The following is a 24,927-nucleotide window of genomic DNA, read 5'->3' as shown; positions in this document are numbered from 1 at the left end:
TATTAATCTTGCCAATTTAACTGATTTAAAAATGTTAAAATATCATCTTGCAATTTTTTCCGTTCTTTATCAATCGTAATAACATGACCAGAATTTTCATACCAGATAAATTCTTTATCGGTTGATTCTACCGAGTCATAAATCCACTTCGCACCATTTGGGTCAACCATTTCATCAAGCTTACCTTGTACTACCAAAATAGGTGTATAAACCAGATCTACCTGGCTCATGACATGATTAATTTCATCTTTTAGCTTAGCAATCTGTGCCATTGATTTATCTTGGTAAAATAACATTTCCCGCTCCATTTGTTCTGTTGTTTTTCCCTCTAGTTTTTTATAATTGCGTACATATTCTAAATAACCGGAAATGATTGGTGAAGAGCTATCCATTTTTGTTGGCGTACTCATCGAAACAATCCCTACAAGTGGTTTATTAAGCCCTAACTTTAATGAAAATAAACCTCCAAGCGAAAGCCCCGCCACAGCAATTTCCTGATATCCAAGCTCTTGCAAATAATCATAGGCATCAAGCACATCTTGCCACCAATCGTCTGGCCCAGTTTGCAAAAGTAAATCAGGCGAAACCCCGTGCCCTTTATACTGAGGAGCATAACATGTATACTGATGGTCCTGTAAAAAACGCCCCAACATACGTACATCAGCGGAACTTCCAGTAAAACCGTGAAGAAGAAGCACAGCTCTTTTTCCCGTCTCAAATAAAAATGGTTTTGGTGGGGTAATTTTCATAGTTAAACGCTCCTACTTAAAAATTCATTTCTGTTTCTAGTTTACGAAAAAATCGCTGGAATCTCAAATATTAAAAACAACAAGACCACCTAAAACCGTTGTTCAGGTGGTCTTGCATCATCTTATTTGTTAAATACAAAAGACATCATAATCAGTACTGCAAAGAAGATAATTGCTAGAACAATCGTTGCACGATGCAAAATCAATTCTAATCCTCTTGCTTTTTGTTTACCAAATAATTGTTCTGCACCTCCGGAAATTGCGCCAGATAAACCATTGCTCTTACCAGGTTGAAGAATAATTACGATTACTAATAGTACTGATATAACGACGAGTATGATAGATAGTGCTGTACTCATTATTTTTCCTCCTAAAACCGTCCATATTGACTAAGATTAATTTTAACATATTTCTAGCTTCTACGCAATACTGCACATCAATTTGCCACAATTACTCCGCAAAAAATGAAAGCATTTTCTTTAATTCAGAAACACTAACTTGCCCAGGCGCCGAAGCTGCTTTTACTGAACCAAATGTCACACTCGAGCCAAATAATTGTCCTGTCATGCGGCTAATAACACCCATTTTATTCATTGACATTGTAATAAATGGGCGTGTCGCATATTGTTCTTTCATCTCATTCGTTGCTGTCAAAAGGACAAGGACGTCTTGTGGAGAATTCGGCATAACAGCTATTTTAGTTATATCTGCGCCAAGAGATTCCATCTTACGTAGACGTTTAACCAATTCTTCTTGCGTAGGTGTTTTAGCAAAATCATGATTGCTAATAATAACTCTTACATTTCGCTTATGAGCAATATGTATTGTTTCTAAAAGCCCCTTTTCATCACTAAAAAGCTCTAAGTCAACAAAATCAGGCATTCCAGTTGCGATGAGCTCTTGATTTAAAGCAAAATAAAATCCAAATGGCAGCTCGCGTTCTCCGCCTTCTGTTTTACTACGAAATGTAACAACAAGGGGCTTCTTATCCAGAATAACCCGAATTTTTTGTAGCGCCACTTTCACTTTAGCTAAATCTTCCACATCGTCAAAAAAATCCATACGCCACTCAACCAAGTCCGGCGCAGCTTTTTTGATCAATTCAGCTTCTTCTTGGATATTGGCTACATCTTCACCAACGATTGATGCACAAATCTTTGGCCGCCCTTCACCAAAAGTAACGTTTTTGACAGTTATTGTATTCATGCTGTACTCCTTTGAGTTTTCTTTGATTTTACCATAATTTAAACTATAAAAAAATGCAACATCAAGTTGCAATTTTTACATCAAAAGAAAATGCTGTGCGCATTAGCCTCTGAACTAAAATGATATTTATTATTTTCACAGCGCTCTAAAAATGGCAGCAATAGCAGATACTGCGTAAAATCTTCAAATGGTGGCAACGCTTCTTTCACCGTACATCCCGCTAAAGCATGATATAACTCCTGCTCTGTAAAATATTCTGGTAGAAAACAGCTAACCTTTGTTGAAAGTAACATTTCCTTTGTAACCGTTTGAAAAGCCGCTAATAAAATCTCTTTATGGTCAAACGCAAGCGATAAATTGAGTGCGTCTTCAACTGAAAACAACTCCACTTTAGCAGCATCATCAGAAGCTAAGCGCTCACCAAGTGATTCAAGTGGCGCAAAAGCATAATGTGCCCTTGAAATAATCCACCCACGAGGATCACGCCCAGGCTTATCAAAAACTCCAAAAGCCGTAAGCGCAATATCAGAAAGTCCCGTTTCTTCTTTAAGTTCTCTTACTCCTGCAGTATAAGCATCCTCATCCGGATTAACGAAACCACCTGGAATCGCCCATTTTCCGCCTTCAATATTCGGTTTTCCCTCTGCATTTTCCTTACTTCTTTCAATTAAAAGAACATGTAATTTCGGTACTTCAGCTTGCTTTTTAATAGTGAAAAGCAAGATATCACTTGTATAACCATCAGGTGTACGAAATTTTTCTGCATCATAATGTTTCAGCGCATCTTCCTTTTTTACAAATTTATTCACCATTTTTCATCCCTCTTCTTTCTAACAATGAAACCTTTATTTATATTTTTACTCCATTGTCATAACTCATACCCGTTTTCTACATTTGAAAACCTAATCTACTAAAATTATAACGGGCTACTCTGATTATGTACTACTTCATATTGCATGACATGGTTGTTAATAATCCCCTTTCGATCCCGTTTTTGTTCACGAGACTCTTTGGTACGTCCATGTATTTTTTTAAAAGACTCACTTTTGACCCAAGCTTTTTGTGATTCAGCATCCGTCCACTTACTCATAACAATGACTTCCCCATAATCGATATCAGGCGTTAAATTTGTTTTCCAAAGTTCAAATCCTAAAAAACCTTCCACCTCAGTAATCGAGCGAGTTAGTACACTCTCAGTAAATTGCTTAATGACTTGCTCCTCGTAACCTTTTTCCACCTTGATTGTATTTGTAACAATAATCATTTATAACATCCTCCTTATATATAGCACATTTCTGCTTATTTAGCTTGATTATATTGATAATGATTCTCATTGTCAATAATGTGATTCATTGAGCCACTCTTTCAAAATGGCTGCTTGGTTGTGTATTTCGTCTTTTGCCCTATATAGAAGTGTTATATTTTGCTGTATTAACCGTTTATTTATTTTCTTTTTAAATTCAAGTGCTGCAGGATTATTTTTTATTTCTGTTAAATATTCTTTTTTAAACGCTGTAAAAGTTATCTTTTGTTCATGAAAATTTTTGCGAAGCTCTGTTGATAGTGCAACTTCCTCCATTCGTCTAGTTGTGCTTCTTTTTTAGAAATCCCGCGAGGCCAAATACAATCTACTAAAATGCGATACCCATCTGAATTTCCTCTTTGCTCATAAATGTGCTTTATCTTTAGCATATAAAGCTTCTTTCATTTTATTTGCTTTTTTTAAATATTTTATTAGCAAAATCTCACAAAATTAACGTTAAATTTTTAACTTTAACGATTAATATAGAAATATAAACAAGAAACAATATTTTTCTCCCTTTTTCATTGTTTCTTATCTTATTCTCCTTTTTTATCACTGTGGTTCTCTCCTTTTCCACAGTGATTTTTTTATGCACTCGATCATGAAAAAAAGTTTTTAGATTTCTAATAAAAATTTCATACAAATCACAGTAAATTCTTGTTAAGGATAGGTATTATATAATTACAAGCTAACAAGAAACAAACTTTTTCATTTTCCCCTTTTTAAATGAAAAATCCAAAACTCCCTTTTTGGCCACTACGGTTTTCTCCCTTTCCGTAGTGGTTTTTTATGTAAAAAAATTATAAACTTCTATCTTTCTTTTGAAATTTTTGAGATTCAACTTTACAATAGTATATGACAAGAAATTTTACATATGGAGGAAAAAGAGATGATAAACTACAAATTAGAGCTTTACAATTATTTAAAAGAAAACACTGAAACCATCGCCACAAAATGGATAGAAAAAATAAAAAATGATAACATCCTTCCCTTTGATTCTATTTATTTTGATGAAGCGCATCACAATCAATTCTGGATGGATCTTCAACAAATTGTTCAAGCAATTATTTCCTACTTACTTGATGACAAAACAGAATACAAACGTCTTGTTGAAGAATGGAGCGTGGCTATAGCAAAAACACGCCTTAGTTCTGAAACGCCTGTTTTTGAAGTCATTCATGTCTTAAATGAGACACGAGCTATTTTCATGCAATTCATCAAACGATTTCTTGAAAACAAAAAAGAAATCAAACCTCAAACAGCGCTTGACCTAACAGAACAAGTTCAGATTGCCTTTAATGAATTGATCGAACGCTTTGCAAAAATGTATCAGCTTCTGATGCAAAGTCATCTTGAAAAACAACAAATTCTAATTGCTGAATTAGGGGCACCAATCATTCCCATCACTGAAAATATTGCCATTTTGCCACTTATTGGTGACATTGATACCCATCGTGCTAGAAAAATAAAAGAATCTGTCCCAAAACGATGTGCGCTTGCTAAAATTGAAAAATTATACATTGATATGTCTGATTCTCCAATCCTTGACACAATGGTCGCAGGCGAATTATTTGAGCTGATGAATATTCTCGAATTGCTTGGGATTAAATCCATGTTTTCTGGTATTCGTCCGGAAGTTGCCCAGACAGCTGTGCAAGCCGGAATTAATTTTAAAAATGTTCAATCATACAATTCACTTTTTGCCGCTTTGAGACATGATGATATTTTGTAAAAAAAAGACAAGGTCAAAAATGACCTTGTCTTTTTGCTGTTTCAATTATTTAGTAATAGAAGAAACAACGCCAGCTCCTACTGTACGTCCACCTTCACGGATGGAGAATTTCGTACCATCTTCAATAGCGATTGGAGCAATTAGTTCAACAGTTAGTTCAACATTATCTCCAGGCATTACCATTTCAGTACCTTCTGGAAGTGTAACGATACCAGTTACATCCGTTGTACGGAAATAGAATTGTGGACGGTAGTTATTAAAGAATGGAGTATGACGTCCACCTTCTTCTTTAGATAAAACATAAGTTTCAGCTCTAAAGTTAGTGTGTGGAGTGATTGAACCTGGTTTAGCTAATACTTGGCCACGTTGAATTTCTTCACGAGCAACACCACGTAAAAGCGCACCAATATTGTCTCCTGATTCAGCATAGTCAAGAAGTTTACGGAACATTTCTACCCCAGTAACAACAACTTTTCTGCTTTCTTCAACAATACCAACGATTTCTACTTCATCATTGACGTTAACTTTACCACGTTCAACACGACCTGTTGCAACAGTTCCACGACCAGTGATTGAGAATACATCCTCAATTGGCATCATGAATGGTTTATCGTTATCACGTTCTGGAGTTGGGATGTAATCATCTACAGCGTCCATTAATTCGTGAATTTTTGGTACCCATGCTTCATCACCTTCAAGAGCTTTAAGCGCAGAACCTTTAATTACTGGAATATCGTCGCCAGGGAATTCGTAGTCGCTAAGTAGGTCACGAACTTCCATTTCAACTAATTCTAATAACTCTTCATCGTCAACCATGTCGCATTTATTTAAGAATACAACGATGTAAGGAACACCTACTTGACGAGAAAGAAGAATGTGTTCACGTGTTTGTGGCATTGGACCATCAGCAGCAGACACTACTAAGATCGCGCCATCCATTTGTGCAGCACCAGTGATCATGTTTTTAACATAGTCAGCGTGCCCTGGGCAGTCAACATGTGCATAGTGACGATTTTTAGTTTCATATTCTACGTGTGCAGTAGAGATTGTAATCCCACGTTCACGTTCTTCAGGTGCACCATCAATTTCGTTATAAGCAGAAGCTTGTGCCAAACCTTCCTCAGATAAAACAGTTGTGATAGCTGCTGTAAGTGTTGTTTTACCGTGATCGACGTGTCCAATCGTACCAATATTAACATGGGGTTTTGAGCGGTCAAATTTTTCTTTTGCCATTTTAAAATATCCTCCTTAATGTTTACCAAAAAATTATTTTGATTTGCCAAACAAAACGCTGGCAAGTTCTTCTAATAAAGTTATACTTGAAGTCGCGAAAAAAAGCAATTATTATTCTTTCTTTCCACCGTTTGCTGCAATGATCTCTTCAGAAATTGATTTAGGAACTTCTTCATAATGATCAAAATGCATCGTATACGTTCCACGACCTTGCGTAGCAGAACGAAGATCAGTCGCATAACCAAACATTTTTGCAAGTGGAACAAATGCATTTACAACTTGTGCATTCCCACGTGCTTCCATGCCTTCTACACGGCCACGACGGCTAGTAATGTCACCCATGATATCACCTAAATATTCTTCTGGAACAACAGTTTCAACACGCATTACTGGTTCAAGTAGAACTGGATCACATTTTTTAGCTGCTTCCTTGATAGCCATTGATGCAGCCACTTTAAAGGCCATTTCATTTGAATCGACATCATGGTAAGAACCATCATATAGTTTTACCTTAACATCAATTACTGGGTATCCAGCAAGCACGCCATTTTCAAGCGCAGATTCAGCACCTGCTTCTACCGCTGGAATGTATTCCCGAGGAACAACACCACCAACAATAGCATTTGTAAATTCAAAGCCTTTACCTTCTTCATTCGGCTCAACTTCAAGCCACACGTGTCCGTATTGTCCACGTCCACCAGATTGACGTACAAATTTACCTTCAACCTCAGCTTTTTTGCGGAATGTTTCGCGGTAAGACACTTGCGGAGCGCCCACATTAGCTTCTACTTTAAATTCACGTTTCATACGATCAACGAGGATATCAAGGTGAAGTTCACCCATACCAGAGATGATTGTTTGACCCGTTTCAGGATCAGTTGCAGTGTGGAATGTTGGATCTTCTTCTGCAAGTTTTGCAAGAGCTTGCCCCATTTTATCTTGGTCAGCTTTTGATTTAGGTTCAATTGCAACCGAGATAACTGGTTCTGGGAATTCCATGGATTCCAAGATAATTTGTGATTTCTCATCACATAGCGTATCCCCAGTAGAAGTATCTTTAAGTCCTACTGCTGCTGCAATATCTCCGGAGTAAACGATAGAAATTTCTTCACGGTGATTCGCGTGCATTTGTAGGATACGTCCAACACGTTCACGTTTCCCTTTAGAAGAGTTTTGCACATAAGAACCAGAGTTCAAAGTACCAGAATAAACGCGGAAGAAAGTTAAACGACCAACAAAAGGATCCGTCATTACTTTAAATGCAAGAGAAGAGAATGGTTCTTCATCACTTGCATGACGTTCAGCTTCGTCACCATCCGGTAAAAGACCTTTGATTGCTGGAACATCAGTTGGCGCTGGAAGATAATCGATAACAGCATCAAGCATTGGTTGTACACCTTTGTTTTTAAATGCTGTCCCACAAACGACAGGATAAAATGCTACATCAAGCGTTCCTTTACGGATAGCAGCTTTCAACTCATCTTTTGTGATTTCTTCGCCTTCTAAATATTTCATCATTAGCTCTTCATCAAGTTCAGCAACTGCCTCGATTAATTTGCCATGATATTCTTCGGCAAGCTCTTTCATATCTTCTGGAATCTCTTTGGTAATTGGATCATTACCAAGATCATCTTCATAATATAATGATTTCATTTCAATTAAATCAATGATTCCGACAAAATTATCTTCCGCACCGATTGGAAGTTGAATTGGATGCGCATTTGCATCAAGACGGTCATACAAAGTTCCTACAGAATATAGGAAGTCAGCACCGATTTTATCCATTTTATTAACGAATACTACACGAGGAACCCCGTAAGTAGTAGCTTGACGCCAAACTGTTTCTGTTTGCGGTTCTACACCAGATTGTGCGTCAAGAACTGCAACAGCACCATCAAGTACACGCAAAGAACGTTCTACTTCAACTGTGAAGTCTACGTGCCCTGGAGTATCAATGATATTTACACGGTAACCTTTCCACTGAGCTGTTGTCGCAGCAGATGTGATTGTAATACCACGTTCTTGCTCTTGCTCCATCCAGTCCATTTGGGAGGCACCTTCATGGGTTTCACCAATTTTGTGAATACGCCCTGTATAGAAAAGAATACGCTCTGTAGTAGTGGTTTTACCTGCATCAATGTGCGCCATAATTCCAATATTACGCGTCTTTTCTAAGGAGAACTCTCTAGCCATGTTGTTTTTCTCCTTCCGTAAAAAGTTTTTCAGGCATTAGCCTTAGATTTTTGTTTAAATAGGTAAAAGTGAAACTTTTAATAAGTTGCCACCACAGATCACCAGCGGAAATGTGCAAATGCTCTGTTCGCATCTGCCATTTTGTGTGTGTCTTCGCGTTTTTTCACAGCTGCTCCAGTATTGTTAGCGGCATCCATGATTTCACGAGCAAGGCGTTGTTCCATTGTTCTTTCACCGCGAAGACGTGCGTAGTTTACTAACCAACGAAGACCTAATGTCGTACGACGATCAGCGCGTACTTCAATCGGTACTTGGTAGTTTGCTCCACCAACACGACGAGCTTTAACTTCAAGAACTGGCATAATGTTTTTGATCGCTTGATCAAAAACTTCCATTGGATCATTACCAGTTTCTTCTTTGATGATATCGAAAGCTTTATATAGAATATCTTGTGCTTTTCCACGTTTACCATCAATCATCATTTTATTGATTAAACGAGTTACTAGTTTAGAATTATACATCGGATCTGGTAACACGTCACGTTTTGCAACAGGACCTTTACGAGGCATTGGATATCCTCCTTTCATTAATTAAATAAGTATTATTTTTTAGGTTTTTTCGTGCCGTATTTTGAACGACCTTGAGCTCTATTTTCAACTCCAGCTGTATCTAGTGCACCACGAATGATGTGATAACGCACCCCTGGCAAGTCTTTCACACGTCCACCACGGATAAGAACAACACTGTGCTCTTGCAAGTTATGGCCGATACCTGGGATATAAGCAGTTACCTCGATACCATTACTTAAGCGAACACGTGCATATTTACGTAATGCGGAGTTCGGTTTTTTCGGTGTCATTGTCCCAACACGAGTACAAACACCACGTTTTTGAGAAGAATTTACATTTGTAAGCTCTCTTTTAAGCGTGTTCAAGCCTTTGTTAAGCGCTGGAGAATTAGATTTCTTAGATTTAGATTGACGCGATTTGCGAACTAATTGGTTAATTGTAGGCATTGAATCAGTTCCTCCTTCCTTATTTTAGTAGTACCACACATCCAGGTGGTTCATTTTTTTCGAAAAATAAAACGGCTGTTAGCATAGGCTACAACGCAAGTTTATTTTCATGATCCTCTTTTATTAAGTAAGAGGCACCTTGAGTATAATAACACTTGTTTCAAGCAATGTCAAGAGACGATCAGCCGATGTATTTTGAACGAAAAAAATGGCTTTTATCAGTCACAACACTAGAACTAACCCTTTACTTTCAAGCGCTCATACACAGTCAAAAAGAGGAACACAAGTCCAAGCGCAAGCAAAATATGTCCTAATCCAGCTATTCCTGAAACCGCCGCACCAGTTTCTTTTCCAAAAACCGTCATTGTACCATGGAAAACCATTAAGCCCACCGTTAACAATAACCCAAGATTATAAATGTAGTAAAATAGTTTGAATTTCTTACTTTTCATGATACCAAAATTTTTCTCAAGCATTAGCACAATTAAAAACATAAACATACCAAGCATAAGTAAATGCGTATGTAGCACGCTGAGTTGTGTATCTCCAGTGAAGTTATTGTATTTAGTGATTTCACGGTAATAAACACCCGCGAACAAACCAAGAATGCAATAAACAAATGATGTGGTTAGCAATTTTTTCATTTTTATCCTCCTTTGAAGTAAATTTTAATTTAAACCATTTAGTTTATGGTATAAATCCTTTGCATAACTATCGGTCATACTACAAATAAAATCTGTCACTAATAACAAACGCAAATATAATTTCATTTGTTCATCTTCTGTAGCGGCATTTTTGCGGTAACAACCAATGTAATTATCTGAAATTAACGATAGCAATCGATTATCCTTTGCCGAAAAGCGCTCCGGAAATGGACTATCATAATATAAAACAGCTGGAATATAACTATCTAGCAATGAAGAAATAATTTTATTTCCTGCCATTTCTGATTCAACCACTCCGGGATCTGTATAAATATATTTTGCCGATAGGTTTTGTAAAATTTGAACAAGCTGATCCGCCTCTGATGCTTCAAGCAAAGATTGATTAAACTCACCCGCCATAATGGCTTGATAGTTTTTGTAAAACTCTTCCAATGCCCGATTAATCAATTGACCACGGACATTAGATGCCAGCCACTGTTGCGCAATAAAGCTTTCTTCTTGTCCGGCATAACGGATATTCTTCTTTTTAAGCTCGCCGTATACAGCAGCCGTTACCCAATTATGATCTGGCGTCTCTTCAAATTCCCTTAAAATCTGAGCAATGGATACGATCCTTTTTTTCACACCATCTTCCAAATCTGCATTTAAATAAGCAATATCATCAGCAACTTCCAGCAAAAATGTCAGTGGGTGTCGATGATTAAAAGCTCCAGTAGCAGATGTAACTTCTTTAAAAATAGCTTCGTCTGCATAAAAATAACCTAATTTTTTACTTTTAATCTGCGTTTTATTGATATGTAATGAAGAGACTGGATATTTAATGATGCTATTTAGCGTTGCATGTGTTAAATTCAAACCATATTCATCAAATAAATAATGTAGTTTAGATACTACACGAAGTACTTGTGCATTCCCTTCAAAATAAAGAAAATCCTGCTTCATTTGTTGTGTCAATAAATGATCTAATGCTTTACCATTATATTTGATTTTTGATAAGTTTATTTTAAACCATTCACGAATCGATTCTTCTCCAAAATGACCGAATGGCGGATTTCCCATATCATGTAATAAACCGGTACAAGCGAGTATTTCCGGTATTTTTTCAGCATCTTCATATGTGAACTCGGCATCAATGTTGTCTTCGCTAATTTTATGTGTAACCATGTTTCCCATTGATTTGGCAATGGTTGAGACTTCAATTGAATGTGTCAGACGTGTACGAACAAAGTCGCTCTTTTCTAATGGGAAAATCTGTGCCTTATCTTGAAGTCGCCTGAAGGAAGCACTCATAACAATACGCTGATAATCATTTTCAAACGCACTACGAATATCAGAGCTTTTATAGCGAGTAACACCCGATTCGCGTCTTCTTTTGTCGTTCACTAAATGATCCCACTTCATCTTTATCACTTCTTTCATTAAGCTATTTCTTTTCTTATTGTATCTTAAAAAGTTGTGAAATACTATTATCATCTTTTTAGCAAAAGAAGCATAAGCAAAGAAAAATAAGGGTATAACAAAAAGAAGGTGAATTTCAAGAAAGGGTGAATTATAATGACCACGTATAAACGAATTTTAGTCGGCATTGATGGTTCAAATGAAGCTGAAGCAGCACTTAGACGCGCCATCCGAATAGCAAAAACAAATGAAGCTGTTCTTGGCATCGGCTTTGTAGCGGACCTTCGCAGAATTGCTCCATTAATAGATTATGAACAAACTTACGCTAAAAAAGCAAAAGCTTATGGCGAAGAATTGATCGAAATTTATGCAAACGAAGCAAAACATGCCGGGATAAAGCAAGTTGAAACATTCGTTCACTTTGGAACACCTAAAGCAACTATGGTTCATAAAATTGCAAAAGAGTTTAAGGCTGATCTAATTATTGTAGGAGCAACAGGTCTAACCGCTACTGAACAAATGTTAATAGGAAGCGTCACAGAATACATTGCACGCCACGCTCCTTGTGATGTCATTATCGTACACGGAAAATCTTGGAATGAAAGAAAAGATATTTAATATCGCCCTTAAAACAAGCGTATTAAAAACTTGCCCTAGAACTAGTAAGCAACAAATTAATTTGTTATGATTACTTAGAAAGCAAAATTTCAAAAGCAAGGACAACAAGAATAAAAGCCATTGTCATATTAAATCCTCGCTCATAGTTCAAAAGAAATTTACAAATTGCGCAACCAAGAGCTGCCCACGTGAAAGATGCCAAAAAGCCAATCATAGCAATCGTAACCGTCCAAAGTGATAATACAAAATAGCTGCTTGCATGCGGAACAATATAAGTTGCCATAGCTGTCAAAACATATAAAATCGTTTTTGGATTTAGAAATTGCAATAGATAACCTTGTAAAAAAGTAGGACATTGATGACCTGCTCGCTTCTTTTTATGTGCAGTAAAAACCATCTGGTAAGCTAAATATAGTAAATAAACAAACCCGATAATTTTTAAAATAATGTAAAAGTTGGCTGATACATTTAACAATAATGAATTAAATAGGATGCTTAAAATCGACAATGTTAAAAAGCCAGCACCGATCCCAAATAAAAAATGCAATGTCTTTTTCATTCCTAAATTTGTTGCATATTTCATCGCCAAAATATTGTTCGGACCTGGCGTAAAACTCATAAAAACAGCATAAAATACGGTTGCAACAAATAACATAAAAATCACCATCCTATACAAAGGATTATATTTCCTTTTAAAAGGAAAGTCAAGTTCGATTAAAAATAAGGAGACTATTTGCATGAATGACATCCATATAACGGTTGCTCGTAATCTCAAAGCGCTGCGAAAAAAACGCGATATCACTTTAAAAGAGCTTTCCGAACTAACAACCGTCAGCACAACAGCACTGAATGAAATTGAAAAGGGAAAAGTTGTCCCATCAATTAATACACTTTGGAAAATCGCCAATGGCTTGAACATTTCTTTTAGCGTCCTTGTAGATGACGCCTCACCGCAAGTAAAGATTATTCAAAAGGAGAATGTAGACTTTGTTTCTGCACATGATCAAAAATATCGTGTTTATCCTTATTTTCCGTTTGACCGGAAAGTGAATTTTGAATGGTTTACAGTGGAAATGGATCCAAGTGCTAAGTTAGAATCAGAAGCACATTTAGCAGGAAGTGAAGAATATTTGACACTTTACGAAGGTTCTCTAGAGCTAGATATCGCAGGGAAAATTTATCGCTTGGAAAAAGGCGACGCTATTAAATTTGAAGCAGATTGCAAGCATACCTATGTAAACCGAAGCAATGAAATGACAGTGATTAGCATGATTATTTATTATCCTTAATCATTTCACACTAAAAAAATGCTAACAGTGCTTATAAAAAGAGGAGGAATAAGAATGAATCACTTGAAAATAGCTATTGCGTCAGATCATGGCGGTATTGCATTGCGCAAGACAATTGTGAAGTATTTACAAGAGACCAAAATAGATTATATCGAGCTTGGGCCCGAAACCTCTGAGTCTACTGACTATCCCCCACTTGCTTTTACAGTCGCCAACAAAGTCACCACAAATGAAGTCACACATGGTATTTTAATCTGTGGTACGGGTATTGGCATGAGTATCGCTGCCAATAAGGTGCCTGGAATCCGTTGTGCCCTTGTAAGTGACACCTTTAGTGCACACGCTACACGCGAACATAACGATAGTAATATTCTCGCTTTAGGTGCACGCGTTATTGGCCCAGGACTTGCCCTTGAGATTGTTGAAACATGGCTACATACTGAGTTTCAAGGCGGTCGCCATAAAAAGCGTATTGAACAAATTACAGCTTATGAAAAAGAGTCTGAGACATAATACGATTCAGCTCATACGAACTAAAAAATAGCGCTTAGTGTTACATTTCGAACATAATAAATCAAGTGAAATCGCTTATGTTTAAGCGATTTTTCAGGAATCAGAAGCCTGGCAATCCTCTTAAATATGAGCGCTTGTCGCCGATTTATTTTGTTTTTGTCAAAGGCTTTTTTCCCTCATAACTTTTGACCAATAACTGAATTTATGGTAAATTTTCATTACTAGAATTTAAAAAACAGCGTATTCTTATCATGAGAGATGGAGGGAATTGGCCCAAAGATATCTCAGCAACAGACCATTTGGCACTGTGCTAATTCCAACAGACCCCGTCCGTCTGATAGATAAGAAGAGACTTGTGATGCTCTTCTTTCATATAAAGAAGAGTTTTTTTATAAAAAAAGAAAGGAGGGATTAAAGGTGTCATTACATTTTAGCCATTCCATTCATTATGTTCATAATTTAGACGATGTTGCTCGCCAATTTTCACATTATGGCCTAGCACTGCAAAATAAATCACAAGATGCGCTTACATCAGCAAGTGCTTTTTTATCTCCATATGTCGAATTTTTTTCACTAAATAAACAAGAAAATAACGACCGCAATTTCTTAAAACAAGAAGCTAATCTTTATCTTCCAGTCCAGCAAATATTTGGCCGTATTGCACTATCTACCAGTCATTTGGAAGAACTGAAACATCGGTTCAAAAAAGCTGGGCATAAAATAAGTGCGCCGATCTCAGGGAAACATTCAAACGGAACAAAATGGCAAGGCTTTACCATTTTAACTGACTATAATCACTTGCTTTACCCACTTTTTATCGATCAAAAAAGCAGCGTAACTAAACAAGAGGCCCCTACTTTAAAAAACATTTACTTTCGCGTTGAAAACCCTCAATCTGTTTGCGAACACTGGCAAGAAATCCTTCATTTAAAGCCACTTTATATCAAAGGTAAACAAGCTTTACAAATTGATAACTTTCATTTAATTTTTGAAAAAGGTAAGATCAATCGTCTCCATTCACTAGAATTTGAAGCCACTGATTGGCCAGTTAGTCAAACTGAATTTCGAATTGGTCAAGGCTTCTATCGTTTTAATTGATTGTATGTATAGCGAAAAACACATTTTTAAGCAATATGAAATATTATTTCAAAAGCAAAAAATCTGCTATAATGAAAGAAAAAAGGAATGGAGTTTTATGCCATGCAAGCTGGAAGCGTTACAAGCCGAATTCAAGGAATGATTGCTTCTCTTCCTAAATCCGAACAAAAAATTGGACAAGTTATTTTAAAAGATCCCGAATGGGTTGTTTGTTCTTCCATCCATAGCTTAGCTGAAAAAGCTGATGCGAGTGGCGCAGCGGTTATTCGTTTTTGCAAATCGCTCAATTTCGCTGGCTTCCCCGAATTAAAACGCCAACTATCCATTGAGCTTTCAAAACCTCAAAAGCTAGGTTACTATGATGTCAAGCCAGATGACTCATTTACTTCTATCAAGGAAAAACTCGTTTCGAATATGGTACAAGCTGCTAGCGATACCATTTGCTTATTAGAAGAAAAAAACTTGCTTAAAGCGTGCTCTATTTTAGAAGAAGCAGATACGATCTATGTTTACGGAGTAGGTGCTTCATGGTTAATTGCAGAAGACTTCGCACAAAAGTGGCTTCGCTCTGGAAAACACGTGCTCGCTTCTCAAGATCCACATGTTTTAACCATGGCCTTTTCGAGTAATAATAAGCCAAGTGCTTTTCTAGGTATTTCTTATAGTGGTGAAACGTCTTCCGTCTTAGAACTAACTCAACTTGCAAAAGAAAATAGCTTAACAACCATAAGTTTAACTCACTTCGGTACAAATCGTTTGAAAAATATTGCTGATTTATCTCTTGAAACCTCGCGTGCTCCTGAATCCGAGCTTAGAAGTACAGCCACCAGCTCAAGACATGCACAATTTTTAACAGTAGATGTGCTCTACTATTACTACGCAACACTCCATTACAATGAAATGATTCACCATATCCAAAAATCACGTAATGCAACAGACCGTCTTCGTGAAAAATAAAGTCCTACTAAAATCAATGAGTAGATACTTTAACAAAAGTACCTACCCATTGATTTTAATATTTTTACTCGTCTTTCTTATGTGAGATAACTTTTGTTCCCTTATTTTCTGCAATTTCTTGCGCTCGTTTCTCGGCATCTTCTTTATTTGAAAAAGTCGCACTTGCTTGTTTAGCATTCTCCGATTTTACTTCCCATTTCCCATCACGAAAGCGCACATGAACGGGTTCATCTAATGTGTCAGCTCCTGTTCGGCCTGGCTTTTTTTCGTGGTTTTGGACATGCTTATTTTTTAATTCCTGTTTGTCGGATTTGTTTGCTTTTTGATACCATTCTTCGGCTTGTTTTGTAGCAATCGGTATGGCTCTTTCTTCTGGATAACCATCCTTTAACAGTGCATTCCCAATGTCAATTGCTTTCTTTCGTTCTAATTCTGCTAAGTTTTTCCATGATGGAGGGTAATCACTTGTTGTCCATGGCATTCTATCATCCCACCTTCATTCATTTATAAAAAGCGTCTTAAAATGGTTTTAAATGGCGGCATCTTCGCTAGTTTATGCTCTTTTCGCAATGTTTTTCCTTCAAAAGTAAGATACCCTTTTGCTTCCTCCCAAATAATTTTACCTGGGAGTGGTGCAGCATCTGCATCCACATGAACATCAATAATCACAGGAACTTTTTCATCTTTAGCTTGCCTTAGCGCATGTTGTAGCTCTGCTCGCGTGGTAGCTTGATATCCTTTACCACCACAAGCCTCAGCAAATAAAGCATAATTAATATCAGGTAAATCGATCCCATAATTTAATTCTCCTGCTGATTGCTGTTCATATTTAATAAAGGAAAGCTCTTGATTATTTAAAATGATAACAATCATTGGTAACTGGTAATGTACTGCTGTTACAAAATCTTGCATAACCATAGAAAAGCCGCCATCCCCAGTAATCGCCAACACCTGACGTTCAGGTTGAGCTATTTTAGCAGCAATCGCTCCTGGAAGTGCACAACCCATCGTTGCAAGCCATGAAGAGATAAGAAAATCATTTTGCGGCCCTAATTGGAGATAGCGTGTACTCCAAACAGTAGACGTTCCAACATCAATTGAATAAATAGCGTTTTCTTCAGCAATTGTACGAATATCAGCCATCACGGCTTCTGGCGCAATGGGTGTTCCATCTTTTGCTTCGTCTTCCTCAAGCCACGTCCTCCAATTTTTCATATTGTCTTGACATGCTTTTAAAAAGCCACGTTCTTTTATTTCGATCCCTGCATGATTCCATTCTTGCAGCACCTCTTTGACATCACCAACGATTTCAATATCTGCCGGATAACGCCGGCTCATTTTTCTTGGATCAATATCAACTTGAATACAGGTGATTTGTTTTTTAGGAAAATAATCGATATAAGGATAGTCATTTCCTAACATAATTAATAAATCCGCCTCTTGCATAGCTTCATATGCTGGTTTTGTTCCGATCTTCCCAATATTACCTAAAAGGTTAGGATGTGAATCATGAAGAATTCCTTTAGCTGGTAATGTAGTAATGACTGGAACCTTAAATTGTTCTATAAAATCTTTCAATGCTCCTTTAGCCTGTTTTGTTCCAATACCAGCAAGAATAACCGGTTTTTTAGCATCTTTTAGCAGTTGAAGTGATTCACTAATTTTGGCTTCATCGAGTTGTGGATAGACAGGATTAAAACTTCTTTCCTGTAAAGCCGGTGCATCAATTTTCTTCAATAAAATATCATTAGGAATGGTAAGAACCGCTACACCTTTTTTCTGATAAGCTGTTTCAATGGCTTGATCAACAATTTCAGCAATATTATCAGCTGATTCAATTAATTTATTATAGACAGCCACATCTTCAAATACTGTTGGTAGGTCCACTTCTTGAAAAAATTTGGTATTGGCCTTATCCGTAACAACTTGGCCTGCTAGTACAAGCATCGGTACGCTATCCATTTTCGCATCGTACATCCCGTTTAATAAATGGATCGCCCCTGGTCCAGCAATGGATAATGCAACAGCTATTTTTCCCGTTAATTTTGCATAAGCTGCTGCTGAAAGTGCAGCCACTTCTTCATGGCGGACATGAATAAATTTGATAGCTTCTTGTTCTTCGCGAAGTGCCTCAACCACAGTGTCAATCGAATCTCCTGGTATACCATAAACATGATCAATTTGCCAATTCTTTAAAACATCAACTAATACTTTAGTACCTTTTTTCTTCATTATGTATTTCTCCTTTTCCCTGGAAGTTCCAATATTAATTTCATTCCCATTATCCCAAGCTTTAAAACCAATGAAATACAAATTTCAAATAAATACAAGCATCAAATCGCACCGTTATTTTTGTCTTTTATCGCTGTTTTTCCGAAAATTTTATTTCTTTTTTTTAGAAAAAAATTGAAATTATATTTTAAAAGCATTATAATCCAGGTAAAGGAGTGATCAATTTATGTTAGAAAATTTATCTACTGAAAAGCAAAATATGAAAACCCTTAACTTAGATCAACTTAAGACAAATGAAATTTTACAAATTATGAATGAGGAAGATCAAAAGGTAGCAGAGGCTATTAAACCCGTTTTACCTGAAATTGGTGAAATTGTAAGCGGTGTAATTAATAGCTTTAAACAAGGTGGTCGCCTGATTTATCTTGGTGCTGGGACAAGTGGTCGCTTAGGCGTTCTTGATGCTGTTGAATGTGTTCCAACATTTGGCGTTCCAAAAGAACTTGTTGTCGGACTTATTGCTGGTGGCGAAAAAGCATTTGTAGAGGCCGTTGAGGGTGCTGAAGATTCAATACAACTAGGACAAGACGATCTCAAGCAAATCAATCTGTCAAAAAAAGATTTTGTCATTGGAATTGCTGCTAGTGGGCGTACACCTTATGTCATCGGCGCTCTTGATTATGCTAGCTCTATCGGTGCTAAAACGGCAGCCATATCTTGTAATCAAGATGCAGCAATTTCCAAACATGCTGATACTGCTGTTGAAGTTATTCCTGGTCCAGAAGTTTTGACCGGTTCAACGCGTTTAAAAGCAGGTACCGCACAGAAGCTGATTTTAAATATGATTTCAACTGCTTCTATGGTTGGAATTGGAAAAGTATATCGCAATTTAATGGTGGATGTTAAACCCACTAATGAAAAGTTGGAAGAACGAGCTAAAAGGATTATTATGGAAGCAACAGAAGCTAGTAATGAAGAAGCAGAAAAAGCTTACATTGAAGCCGATAAACACGTCAAAGTAGCTATCGTGATGATCTTAACTGGAGTCGCTAAAGAAGAAGCCCTCCAAAAATTACAAGCCGCTAACGGTTTTGTTAGGCAAACATTTTAAAAGGGGTGGTTTAATATGTCAAAAGAAACAGAGATTGGTAAAGGTATTTTTGAAAATGTTGGAGGTATTGAAAATATTTCTCGTATCGCTCATTGTATGACTCGCGTTCGTCTCGGGATTCGCGATAACTCCAAAGTAAATAGTGAAGGCTTAAAAAAAGTCCCTGGTGTCCTTGGTGTCGTTGAAGATGAAACTTTGCAAATTATTGTCGGTCCTGGAATCGTAAATAAAGTAGCCGATTTTATGGCTAGAACAGCTGGTGTGAAAATTGGTGAAACAATTTCTGAAAACCTTGATCAAGATTTAGGCAAAAGCGGCAAAGAACTTGTTGAGGAAAAAGCAGCAGCAACAAAAGCTAGTCTAAAAGCAAAACAAAATAATTCTTCTTCCTTTAAACGTTTACTTCGCTCGATTTCTAATATTTTTATACCATTAATTCCTGGATTTGTTGGTGCCGGATTAATTGCTGGTATTGCAGCGCTTTTGGCTAACAATATTACGGCTGGAAACCTAAACCCAGCCATTTGGAATCAATACGTTGATATTTTAATAGTTATCAATAAAGGAATTTTCGCTTTTCTCTCCATTTACGTTGGGATTAATACAGCCAATGAATTCGGTGGGACACCTGTTCTTGGTGGTGGCGTAGCTGGAATCACAATGATATCTGGCCTAGCGGAAGGTCACACAATTACTAACATTTTTACAGGACAACCTATTTTAGCTGGCCAAGGTGGTATTATTGGAGTTCTGCTAGCAGTTTGGCTAATGTGTTTACTTGAAAAAAATCTGCGCAAAGTTATCCCAAATGCAATTGATATTATCGTTACCCCAACGCTTGTACTACTCATCATTGGTTTAGTTACAATTTTCCTTATTATGCCGTTTGCTGGATTAATTTCAGAAGGGCTCGTTTCTGTTATTAATTGGACCATTAATGTTGGTGGCATTTTTGCTGGCTTTATTTTAGGGACATTATTTTTGCCGATGGTCATGCTTGGTTTACATCAAATCTTAATCCCAATTCATGTTGAAATGATCAATCAAACTGGCTCAACATTACTTCTACCAATTCTAGCGATGGCTGGTGGTGGACAAGTCGGAGCCGCAATCGCCTTATGGATTCGTTGTCGTAAAAATAAACCGCTTATTAATATGATTAAAGGCGGTCTTCCCGTGGGTATTCTCGGGATTGGTGAACCATTAATTTACGGTGTTACCATTCCACTTGGGCGTCCGTTTATCACAGCTTGTATCGGTGGTGGGGTTGGCGGTGCAGTTATTGGTGCCTTTGGTAACGTTGGTGCAATCGCCATCGGTCCTTCTGGTGCAGCTCTTATTCCACTTATTGCTAATCATATGTGGCTAGCCTATATCTTTGGACTCTTAGCCGCTTATCTTGGTGGCTTCATTCTGACTTACTTCTTTGGTACACCAAAAGATGCTACAAAAGCAATTGAAGAATAAAAAGTGACATACACAAAATAAATCGGCGACAAGCGCTCGCATTGAAGCAGTTTGCCAGACTTCCGGTTCCCACGTACAGTAGTCGTACGCTCCGCTTCCGGATTCTGGCAAATTGGCTTTCGCTCGATTTGTCGTGTTCGAAATACCGCACCTACGCTAATTTTCTTAAAAAATAGAGCTGAATCGTATCTTTCCTATTCTTTACTTATGATATGGTTCTCCGCGCATAATTCGAAAAGCTCGGTAAATTTGCTCCATTAAAACAAGGCGCATTAGTTGGTGAGGTAGTGTCATTTTGCCGAACGATATCTTTTCATCTGCACGAGCTAAAACAGCTTCACTAAGGCCAAGCGATCCGCCTATAATAAACACGACTTTACTTTTCCCATACGTCATTAATTGGTCGATATTTTGCGAAAATTCCTCGCTTGATTTCTGTCTACCATTAATGGCTAGTGCAATAACGTGAGCATCCGCTGAAATTTTATTTAAAATCCGCTCACCTTCTTTGTTTTTTACTTGCTTCATTTCAGCAGTACTTAGAACTTCGGGAGCTTTTTCATCTGAAACCTCAACAACTTGGACCTTTGCATAAGAACCAAGGCGTTTTAAATATTCATTAATCCCTTGTATTAAGTACTTTTCTTTTAACTTTCCTACTGCAATAACCTGGATATTCATTCAATCGCTCCTATTTTTTACATTTTCATTCCTATCATACTACAAGGCCGCTTAAAAAACAGCCAGCTATTACATTTGACTTAAATTGCAAAATAAATTTCATAATTCATTCTTCCACAACTTATCCCAAGCTTATCCACAAAATTAATCCACATATCCACAGACTCCCTCTATATTTAGTATAGGAACGTCTATTCCCTACAAAATACATTTGCATAGAAACGAGTTATACACACGTTATCCACAAATTAAATGAAGTCTTTCTTTACTCAATAAATCCCTTTAAATCAGAAGTTTTCGCAGTCAATGTTATTAACAAACATTGGTATTACTTGCTTTAATCATTGGTACATCGAAAGAACTAGGTATTTTCTTTTATACATAAATTACCAGAAAATTTACTTCTCTATAGCTTATTAACAGGTTATCCACAGATTTCATGGACATATACACAGGAGCCATCCATATTTTGCGCTCAAAAACTTATTTCCCACTAAATATGCTTATTTTTACAATAATGAATTCACAAGTTATCCACAGTTTTTCCTTAAATTCACCGATAAAGAAAATGTCATTTATTTAGTATGCAAAAGAAAATTTTCACTTTTTGTTCACTAAAATGTCATAAATAAGATGGATAAATGGACTATAAATACACGCTATTTTTTAGAAAAAAAGTAATATTATTTATAATAGAATCGCTTTTTAAACATGAAAGGGGGTGAATTTCATGTAATGTCATTCTTAAAAAAAAATGGGTTTTTGAATAAGTGTATATCTCGAAACAATAATTTTTGAAAGTGGGGAGTAAAATGAAACCGATTACGATTTCTAAGTGGATTATTGCAACTGCTTTATTAGCGCAAACTAGTGTATTGCCTGTAAACGCTTTTGCTGAAAAAAAGGATACCTCTAAACCAATAACAGCTACCAATGAAAAAGCTCAAAAGAAAAACCTAATAGGCTACTATTTTAAGGATCGCGAATTTAAAGATCCAATTTCTATCAAAACTACCGTTTCCAGTGCTAAACTGCTAGGTAAAGAAAAAGATAAAAACATTCACTCAACGCGCTGGGTAGGTAAAATAAAAGCACCTAAAACAGGGAGTTATACTTTCTCTACTACCGATGATTCTCATATTATAATAAAAGTTGACAATAAAACGATACTTAACCAGGCGAAAGATAAAACGACGATTCAACTTAATAAAGATCAATCTTATGAATTCCAAATGGAGTACCGTAATCCAAAAGAACTTACAGAAGATTTGAAGCTATCCTGGTCGATTGATGGAGCTAAAAGTGAAATTATTCCTGACACTAATATTCTATCTCCTGATTTTTCAAAGAATAAAAAGTCGGCATCAGAACAACCATTGCTCCCTCAATCTAATTTGTTTGATAATAAAGTAAGCGACTTAAAAGATACAGATAAAGATGGCATTCCTAATGAATGGGAAGAAGCTGGCTATACCTTTAAAGATTATGAAATTACAAAATGGGAGGATTCCTTCCTTGAATTAGGCTATAAAAAATATATTTCAAACCCTTACAAAGCACGAACAGTAGCAGATCCATATACTGATTTTGAAAAAGTATCAAGACTTATGCCTGAAGCGACTAAAGTAGAGGCTAGAGATCCACTGGTTGCTGCTTACCCAGCAGTTGGGGTTGGAATGGAAAAACTCTTATTTTCTAAAAATGAAAATGTGTCAGAAGGTGCATCAGGAACTCTATCGAAAAGTGTAACAGATACAAGTACTACAGCAGAAGGAACTGAGGTTGCTACAGAAGCAGGAGGCACCCTAAGTCCTTTTGTATGGGGAACATTTAAGGTAAGTGGTAAATATACGCATAGTTGGACAAATACTACGGCTACTCAAAGTGGCGAAAGTGAATCTTGGTCAAGTCAGTTAGGATTAAACACCGCGGAATCAGCCTATTTAAATGCAAATGTTCGTTATTATAATGCAGGGACTGCTCCTATATATGAATTGCGCCCTACATCCAATTTTGTATTTAAAAATTCTGGAACTTCTCTTACAACCATAACTGCTGGTCCAAATCAAATCGGGAATAGTTTAGCACCAGGTGCAACATACCCAGCTAGAGACTTAGCACCGATATCATTAGACAAAGCAAATGAATCTGGCACAGTAAAAATTCCAGTTAACAAACAGCAGCTTGATTCCATTCAAGATCATTCTGCAAAATTAAATATAGAAACCACGCAAAACAAGGGACAATATGGTATTTTGAACGATATGGGCGGCCTAGTGACAGATGCAAGCAAACAATGGGATCCTGTCCGAACAAATATTGAGTCCGTATCAGGCTCGATAACTTTATATCCAGATGCTAGTAAAAATGCCTTGGAACGTAGAGTAGCAGCAAGAGACAGCAAAGACCCAGAAGACAAAACACCTGAAATCACTATCGGAGAAGCTATTAAACGAGCTTTTAATGCGGAAGAAAAAGATGGACGTTTGTTTTACACTACTCCTGAAGGAAAAGAAGTATGCATTGATGAATCATTAGTAAATCTTATTGGCGATGAAAAGACTCAGCAAGACCTTGAAAAACAAATGGAATCACTAACTGATAAGCAAGTGTACAAAGCCAAATGGAAAAAGGGAATGAATCTTACTTTAACTATCCCAACTGACTACTATGATTTTGAAAATTCAAAAGGGACCGATTGGAACGCTACTTCACCAACTTCAAATAGTTATACAGGTAATTATGCCGGAAAAATTTCTTCAACTGGAAATGGCTCGGCAAATGAACCTCTTAACTTAAAGCCTTTTACAAATTATACAGTGCGAGCATTTGTTTACGTCAAAGCAAAAGATACTGCTAAATCAAATGATATTACATTATATGCAGATAGCGATACAAGTGGAAACGGAAAAGGCGCACGGCAAAATGCCACAGTCAAGGGAAATCAGTGGCAAGTGATGGAGTTTACTTTCAATACAGGTGGAACTCCACAAAATTATAAAAATTTAGGGCTGAAAAGTAAAGTTAACCAAGGGGCTTCTGACCAAGAAGTATACTTTGATGACATTTCGGTCACCCCGTGGCAAGAAGTTGGTGGGGAGAACATACTTCCTAATGGGAATTTTGATGAAGGACTTGCTTATTGGACTGCTCCAGGTTTTCAAGTGAAGGATGGCTATTTAACAGGATTTGGCGCTATATTTAGTAAGAACGTGCCAGCCAAACCAAATACCAGATATAAAGTAGAATTGGATCTACGAAATGGCGATCCTAGTGTAACAGTAGGCAATGGTAGCATCAATTATTTCTGGGAATTTCCAACAGGTACCAATACATGGCAAACCTTTAGTTACGAATTTACCACCGATAATTCTGGAAAAAATATCTTTCTCTCCATGTCGGGTGAATTCGATTTAGATAATGTAAAAATTAAAGAAGTTTTATTTTAGTTTAGCTTCATTTCTTGC

Annotated in this window: 24 protein-coding genes, 1 pseudogene and 1 riboswitch; of the genes and pseudogenes, 9 read left to right on the top strand and 16 right to left on the bottom strand. The window is 36.9% G+C overall.

Annotated elements, in window-relative coordinates; genetic code table 11:
• Nucleotides 1-2 precede the first annotated feature (2 nt).
• The 6 genes and pseudogenes from G6Q10_RS00330 to G6Q10_RS00305 all read right to left on the bottom strand — a co-directional run bounded on the left by G6Q10_RS00330 (nucleotide 3) and on the right by G6Q10_RS00305 (nucleotide 3,647).
• Nucleotides 3-749 carry an alpha/beta hydrolase gene (locus tag G6Q10_RS00330; protein ID WP_163651738.1) on the bottom strand — a complete coding sequence of 249 codons (747 nt, stop codon included), beginning with the start codon at nucleotides 747-749 and terminating at the stop codon, nucleotides 3-5.
• Nucleotides 750-871: 122 nt separating this feature from the next.
• Nucleotides 872-1,108, bottom strand: a complete 237-nt coding sequence (gene secG / locus G6Q10_RS00325; RefSeq protein ID WP_163651736.1) for a preprotein translocase subunit SecG — start codon at nucleotides 1,106-1,108, stop codon at nucleotides 872-874.
• Nucleotides 1,109-1,199: 91 nt separating this feature from the next.
• On the bottom strand, nucleotides 1,200-1,955 hold the full coding sequence (gene aroD / locus G6Q10_RS00320) for a type I 3-dehydroquinate dehydratase (protein WP_163651734.1): 756 nt from the start codon (nucleotides 1,953-1,955) through the stop codon (nucleotides 1,200-1,202).
• 80 nt (nucleotides 1,956-2,035) lie between these two features.
• Nucleotides 2,036-2,767: an NUDIX domain-containing protein gene (locus G6Q10_RS00315; RefSeq protein WP_163651733.1), complete on the bottom strand. Its 732-nt coding sequence runs from the start codon at nucleotides 2,765-2,767 to the stop codon at nucleotides 2,036-2,038.
• Between the two features lie 104 nt (nucleotides 2,768-2,871).
• Nucleotides 2,872-3,219, bottom strand: a complete 348-nt coding sequence (locus tag G6Q10_RS00310) for an antibiotic biosynthesis monooxygenase (protein ID WP_163651731.1) — start codon at nucleotides 3,217-3,219, stop codon at nucleotides 2,872-2,874.
• 72 nt (nucleotides 3,220-3,291) lie between these two features.
• A pseudogene (locus G6Q10_RS00305) lies at nucleotides 3,292-3,647 on the bottom strand (DUF488 domain-containing protein).
• Nucleotides 3,648-4,147: 500 nt separating this feature from the next.
• Between G6Q10_RS00305 and G6Q10_RS00300 the strand changes: the two are divergent.
• Nucleotides 4,148-4,990: an STAS domain-containing protein gene (locus tag G6Q10_RS00300; RefSeq protein ID WP_163651729.1), complete on the top strand. Its 843-nt coding sequence runs from the start codon at nucleotides 4,148-4,150 to the stop codon at nucleotides 4,988-4,990.
• A gap of 45 nt (nucleotides 4,991-5,035) precedes the next feature.
• Here G6Q10_RS00300 and tuf read toward each other — a convergent pair whose 3' ends face one another.
• The 6 genes from tuf to G6Q10_RS00270 form a co-directional block, all read right to left on the bottom strand.
• Nucleotides 5,036-6,223, bottom strand: coding sequence for an elongation factor Tu (gene tuf / locus G6Q10_RS00295; protein ID WP_163651727.1), 1,188 nt, complete (start codon nucleotides 6,221-6,223; stop codon nucleotides 5,036-5,038).
• Nucleotides 6,224-6,334: 111 nt separating this feature from the next.
• Nucleotides 6,335-8,416 (bottom strand): elongation factor G, encoded by a 2,082-nt coding sequence (gene fusA / locus G6Q10_RS00290; RefSeq protein ID WP_163651725.1) that lies wholly within the window; start codon nucleotides 8,414-8,416, stop codon nucleotides 6,335-6,337.
• 98 nt (nucleotides 8,417-8,514) lie between these two features.
• On the bottom strand, nucleotides 8,515-8,985 hold the full coding sequence (gene rpsG / locus G6Q10_RS00285) for a 30S ribosomal protein S7 (protein WP_163651722.1): 471 nt from the start codon (nucleotides 8,983-8,985) through the stop codon (nucleotides 8,515-8,517).
• Between the two features lie 32 nt (nucleotides 8,986-9,017).
• Nucleotides 9,018-9,431, bottom strand: coding sequence for a 30S ribosomal protein S12 (rpsL, locus tag G6Q10_RS00280; RefSeq protein ID WP_163651720.1), 414 nt, complete (start codon nucleotides 9,429-9,431; stop codon nucleotides 9,018-9,020).
• Nucleotides 9,432-9,667: 236 nt separating this feature from the next.
• Nucleotides 9,668-10,075 (bottom strand): DUF2871 domain-containing protein, encoded by a 408-nt coding sequence (locus tag G6Q10_RS00275; RefSeq protein ID WP_163651718.1) that lies wholly within the window; start codon nucleotides 10,073-10,075, stop codon nucleotides 9,668-9,670.
• 24 nt (nucleotides 10,076-10,099) lie between these two features.
• Entirely contained in the window at nucleotides 10,100-11,497 is a 1,398-nt protein-coding gene (locus tag G6Q10_RS00270; protein WP_163651716.1) for a deoxyguanosinetriphosphate triphosphohydrolase, read from the bottom strand.
• Between the two features lie 153 nt (nucleotides 11,498-11,650).
• Here G6Q10_RS00270 and G6Q10_RS00265 point away from each other — a divergent pair, with 153 nt between their 5' ends.
• Nucleotides 11,651-12,112: a universal stress protein gene (locus G6Q10_RS00265; protein WP_163651714.1), complete on the top strand. Its 462-nt coding sequence runs from the start codon at nucleotides 11,651-11,653 to the stop codon at nucleotides 12,110-12,112.
• Nucleotides 12,113-12,182: 70 nt separating this feature from the next.
• On the opposite strand, the gene G6Q10_RS00260 is transcribed toward G6Q10_RS00265, so the two are convergent.
• A complete protein-coding gene (locus G6Q10_RS00260) occupies nucleotides 12,183-12,767 on the bottom strand; it encodes a LysE family translocator (RefSeq protein ID WP_163651712.1) in 585 nt (194 codons plus the stop codon).
• Nucleotides 12,768-12,849: 82 nt separating this feature from the next.
• Between G6Q10_RS00260 and G6Q10_RS00255 the strand changes: the two genes are divergently transcribed.
• The 4 genes from G6Q10_RS00255 to G6Q10_RS00240 all read left to right on the top strand — a co-directional run bounded on the left by G6Q10_RS00255 (nucleotide 12,850) and on the right by G6Q10_RS00240 (nucleotide 15,969).
• Nucleotides 12,850-13,401 (top strand): helix-turn-helix domain-containing protein, encoded by a 552-nt coding sequence (locus tag G6Q10_RS00255; RefSeq protein WP_163651710.1) that lies wholly within the window; start codon nucleotides 12,850-12,852, stop codon nucleotides 13,399-13,401.
• 54 nt (nucleotides 13,402-13,455) lie between these two features.
• Nucleotides 13,456-13,914 (top strand): ribose 5-phosphate isomerase B, encoded by a 459-nt coding sequence (rpiB, locus tag G6Q10_RS00250; protein WP_163651708.1) that lies wholly within the window; start codon nucleotides 13,456-13,458, stop codon nucleotides 13,912-13,914.
• Nucleotides 13,915-14,157: 243 nt separating this feature from the next.
• Nucleotides 14,158-14,262: riboswitch (SAM riboswitch) on the top strand.
• Nucleotides 14,263-14,331: 69 nt separating this feature from the next.
• A complete protein-coding gene (locus G6Q10_RS00245) occupies nucleotides 14,332-15,012 on the top strand; it encodes a VOC family protein (RefSeq protein WP_163651707.1) in 681 nt (226 codons plus the stop codon).
• Between the two features lie 102 nt (nucleotides 15,013-15,114).
• Entirely contained in the window at nucleotides 15,115-15,969 is an 855-nt protein-coding gene (locus G6Q10_RS00240) for a MurR/RpiR family transcriptional regulator (RefSeq protein WP_163651706.1), read from the top strand.
• A gap of 64 nt (nucleotides 15,970-16,033) precedes the next feature.
• Here G6Q10_RS00240 and G6Q10_RS00235 read toward each other — a convergent pair whose 3' ends face one another.
• Both G6Q10_RS00235 and G6Q10_RS00230 read right to left on the bottom strand, forming a co-directional pair.
• Entirely contained in the window at nucleotides 16,034-16,450 is a 417-nt protein-coding gene (locus tag G6Q10_RS00235) for a DUF2188 domain-containing protein (RefSeq protein WP_163651705.1), read from the bottom strand.
• 23 nt (nucleotides 16,451-16,473) lie between these two features.
• Entirely contained in the window at nucleotides 16,474-18,201 is a 1,728-nt protein-coding gene (locus G6Q10_RS00230; protein WP_163651704.1) for a pyruvate oxidase, read from the bottom strand.
• Between the two features lie 226 nt (nucleotides 18,202-18,427).
• Between G6Q10_RS00230 and murQ the strand changes: the two genes are divergently transcribed.
• Complete coding sequence (murQ, locus tag G6Q10_RS00225; RefSeq protein ID WP_163651703.1) at nucleotides 18,428-19,312, top strand: N-acetylmuramic acid 6-phosphate etherase; 885 nt, start codon at nucleotides 18,428-18,430, stop codon at nucleotides 19,310-19,312.
• A 15-nt stretch (nucleotides 19,313-19,327) separates the two neighbouring features.
• Nucleotides 19,328-20,779, top strand: coding sequence for a PTS transporter subunit EIIC (locus G6Q10_RS00220; RefSeq protein WP_163651702.1), 1,452 nt, complete (start codon nucleotides 19,328-19,330; stop codon nucleotides 20,777-20,779).
• Between the two features lie 201 nt (nucleotides 20,780-20,980).
• Here the strand turns inward: G6Q10_RS00220 and rlmH are convergent, their stop codons facing one another.
• Entirely contained in the window at nucleotides 20,981-21,460 is a 480-nt protein-coding gene (gene rlmH / locus G6Q10_RS00215) for a 23S rRNA (pseudouridine(1915)-N(3))-methyltransferase RlmH (protein WP_163651701.1), read from the bottom strand.
• 812 nt (nucleotides 21,461-22,272) lie between these two features.
• Between rlmH and G6Q10_RS00210 the strand changes: the two genes are divergently transcribed.
• Entirely contained in the window at nucleotides 22,273-24,909 is a 2,637-nt protein-coding gene (locus tag G6Q10_RS00210) for a binary toxin-like calcium binding domain-containing protein (protein ID WP_163651700.1), read from the top strand.
• The last annotated feature ends 18 nt before the right edge of the window (nucleotides 24,910-24,927 follow it).

Source organism: Listeria sp. PSOL-1 (genome assembly GCF_902806445.1).
GTDB lineage: Bacteria > Bacillota > Bacilli > Lactobacillales > Listeriaceae > Listeria.
Note: the sequence above shows the minus strand (reverse complement) of the source record. Positions and strands in the feature narration are given on the sequence as shown.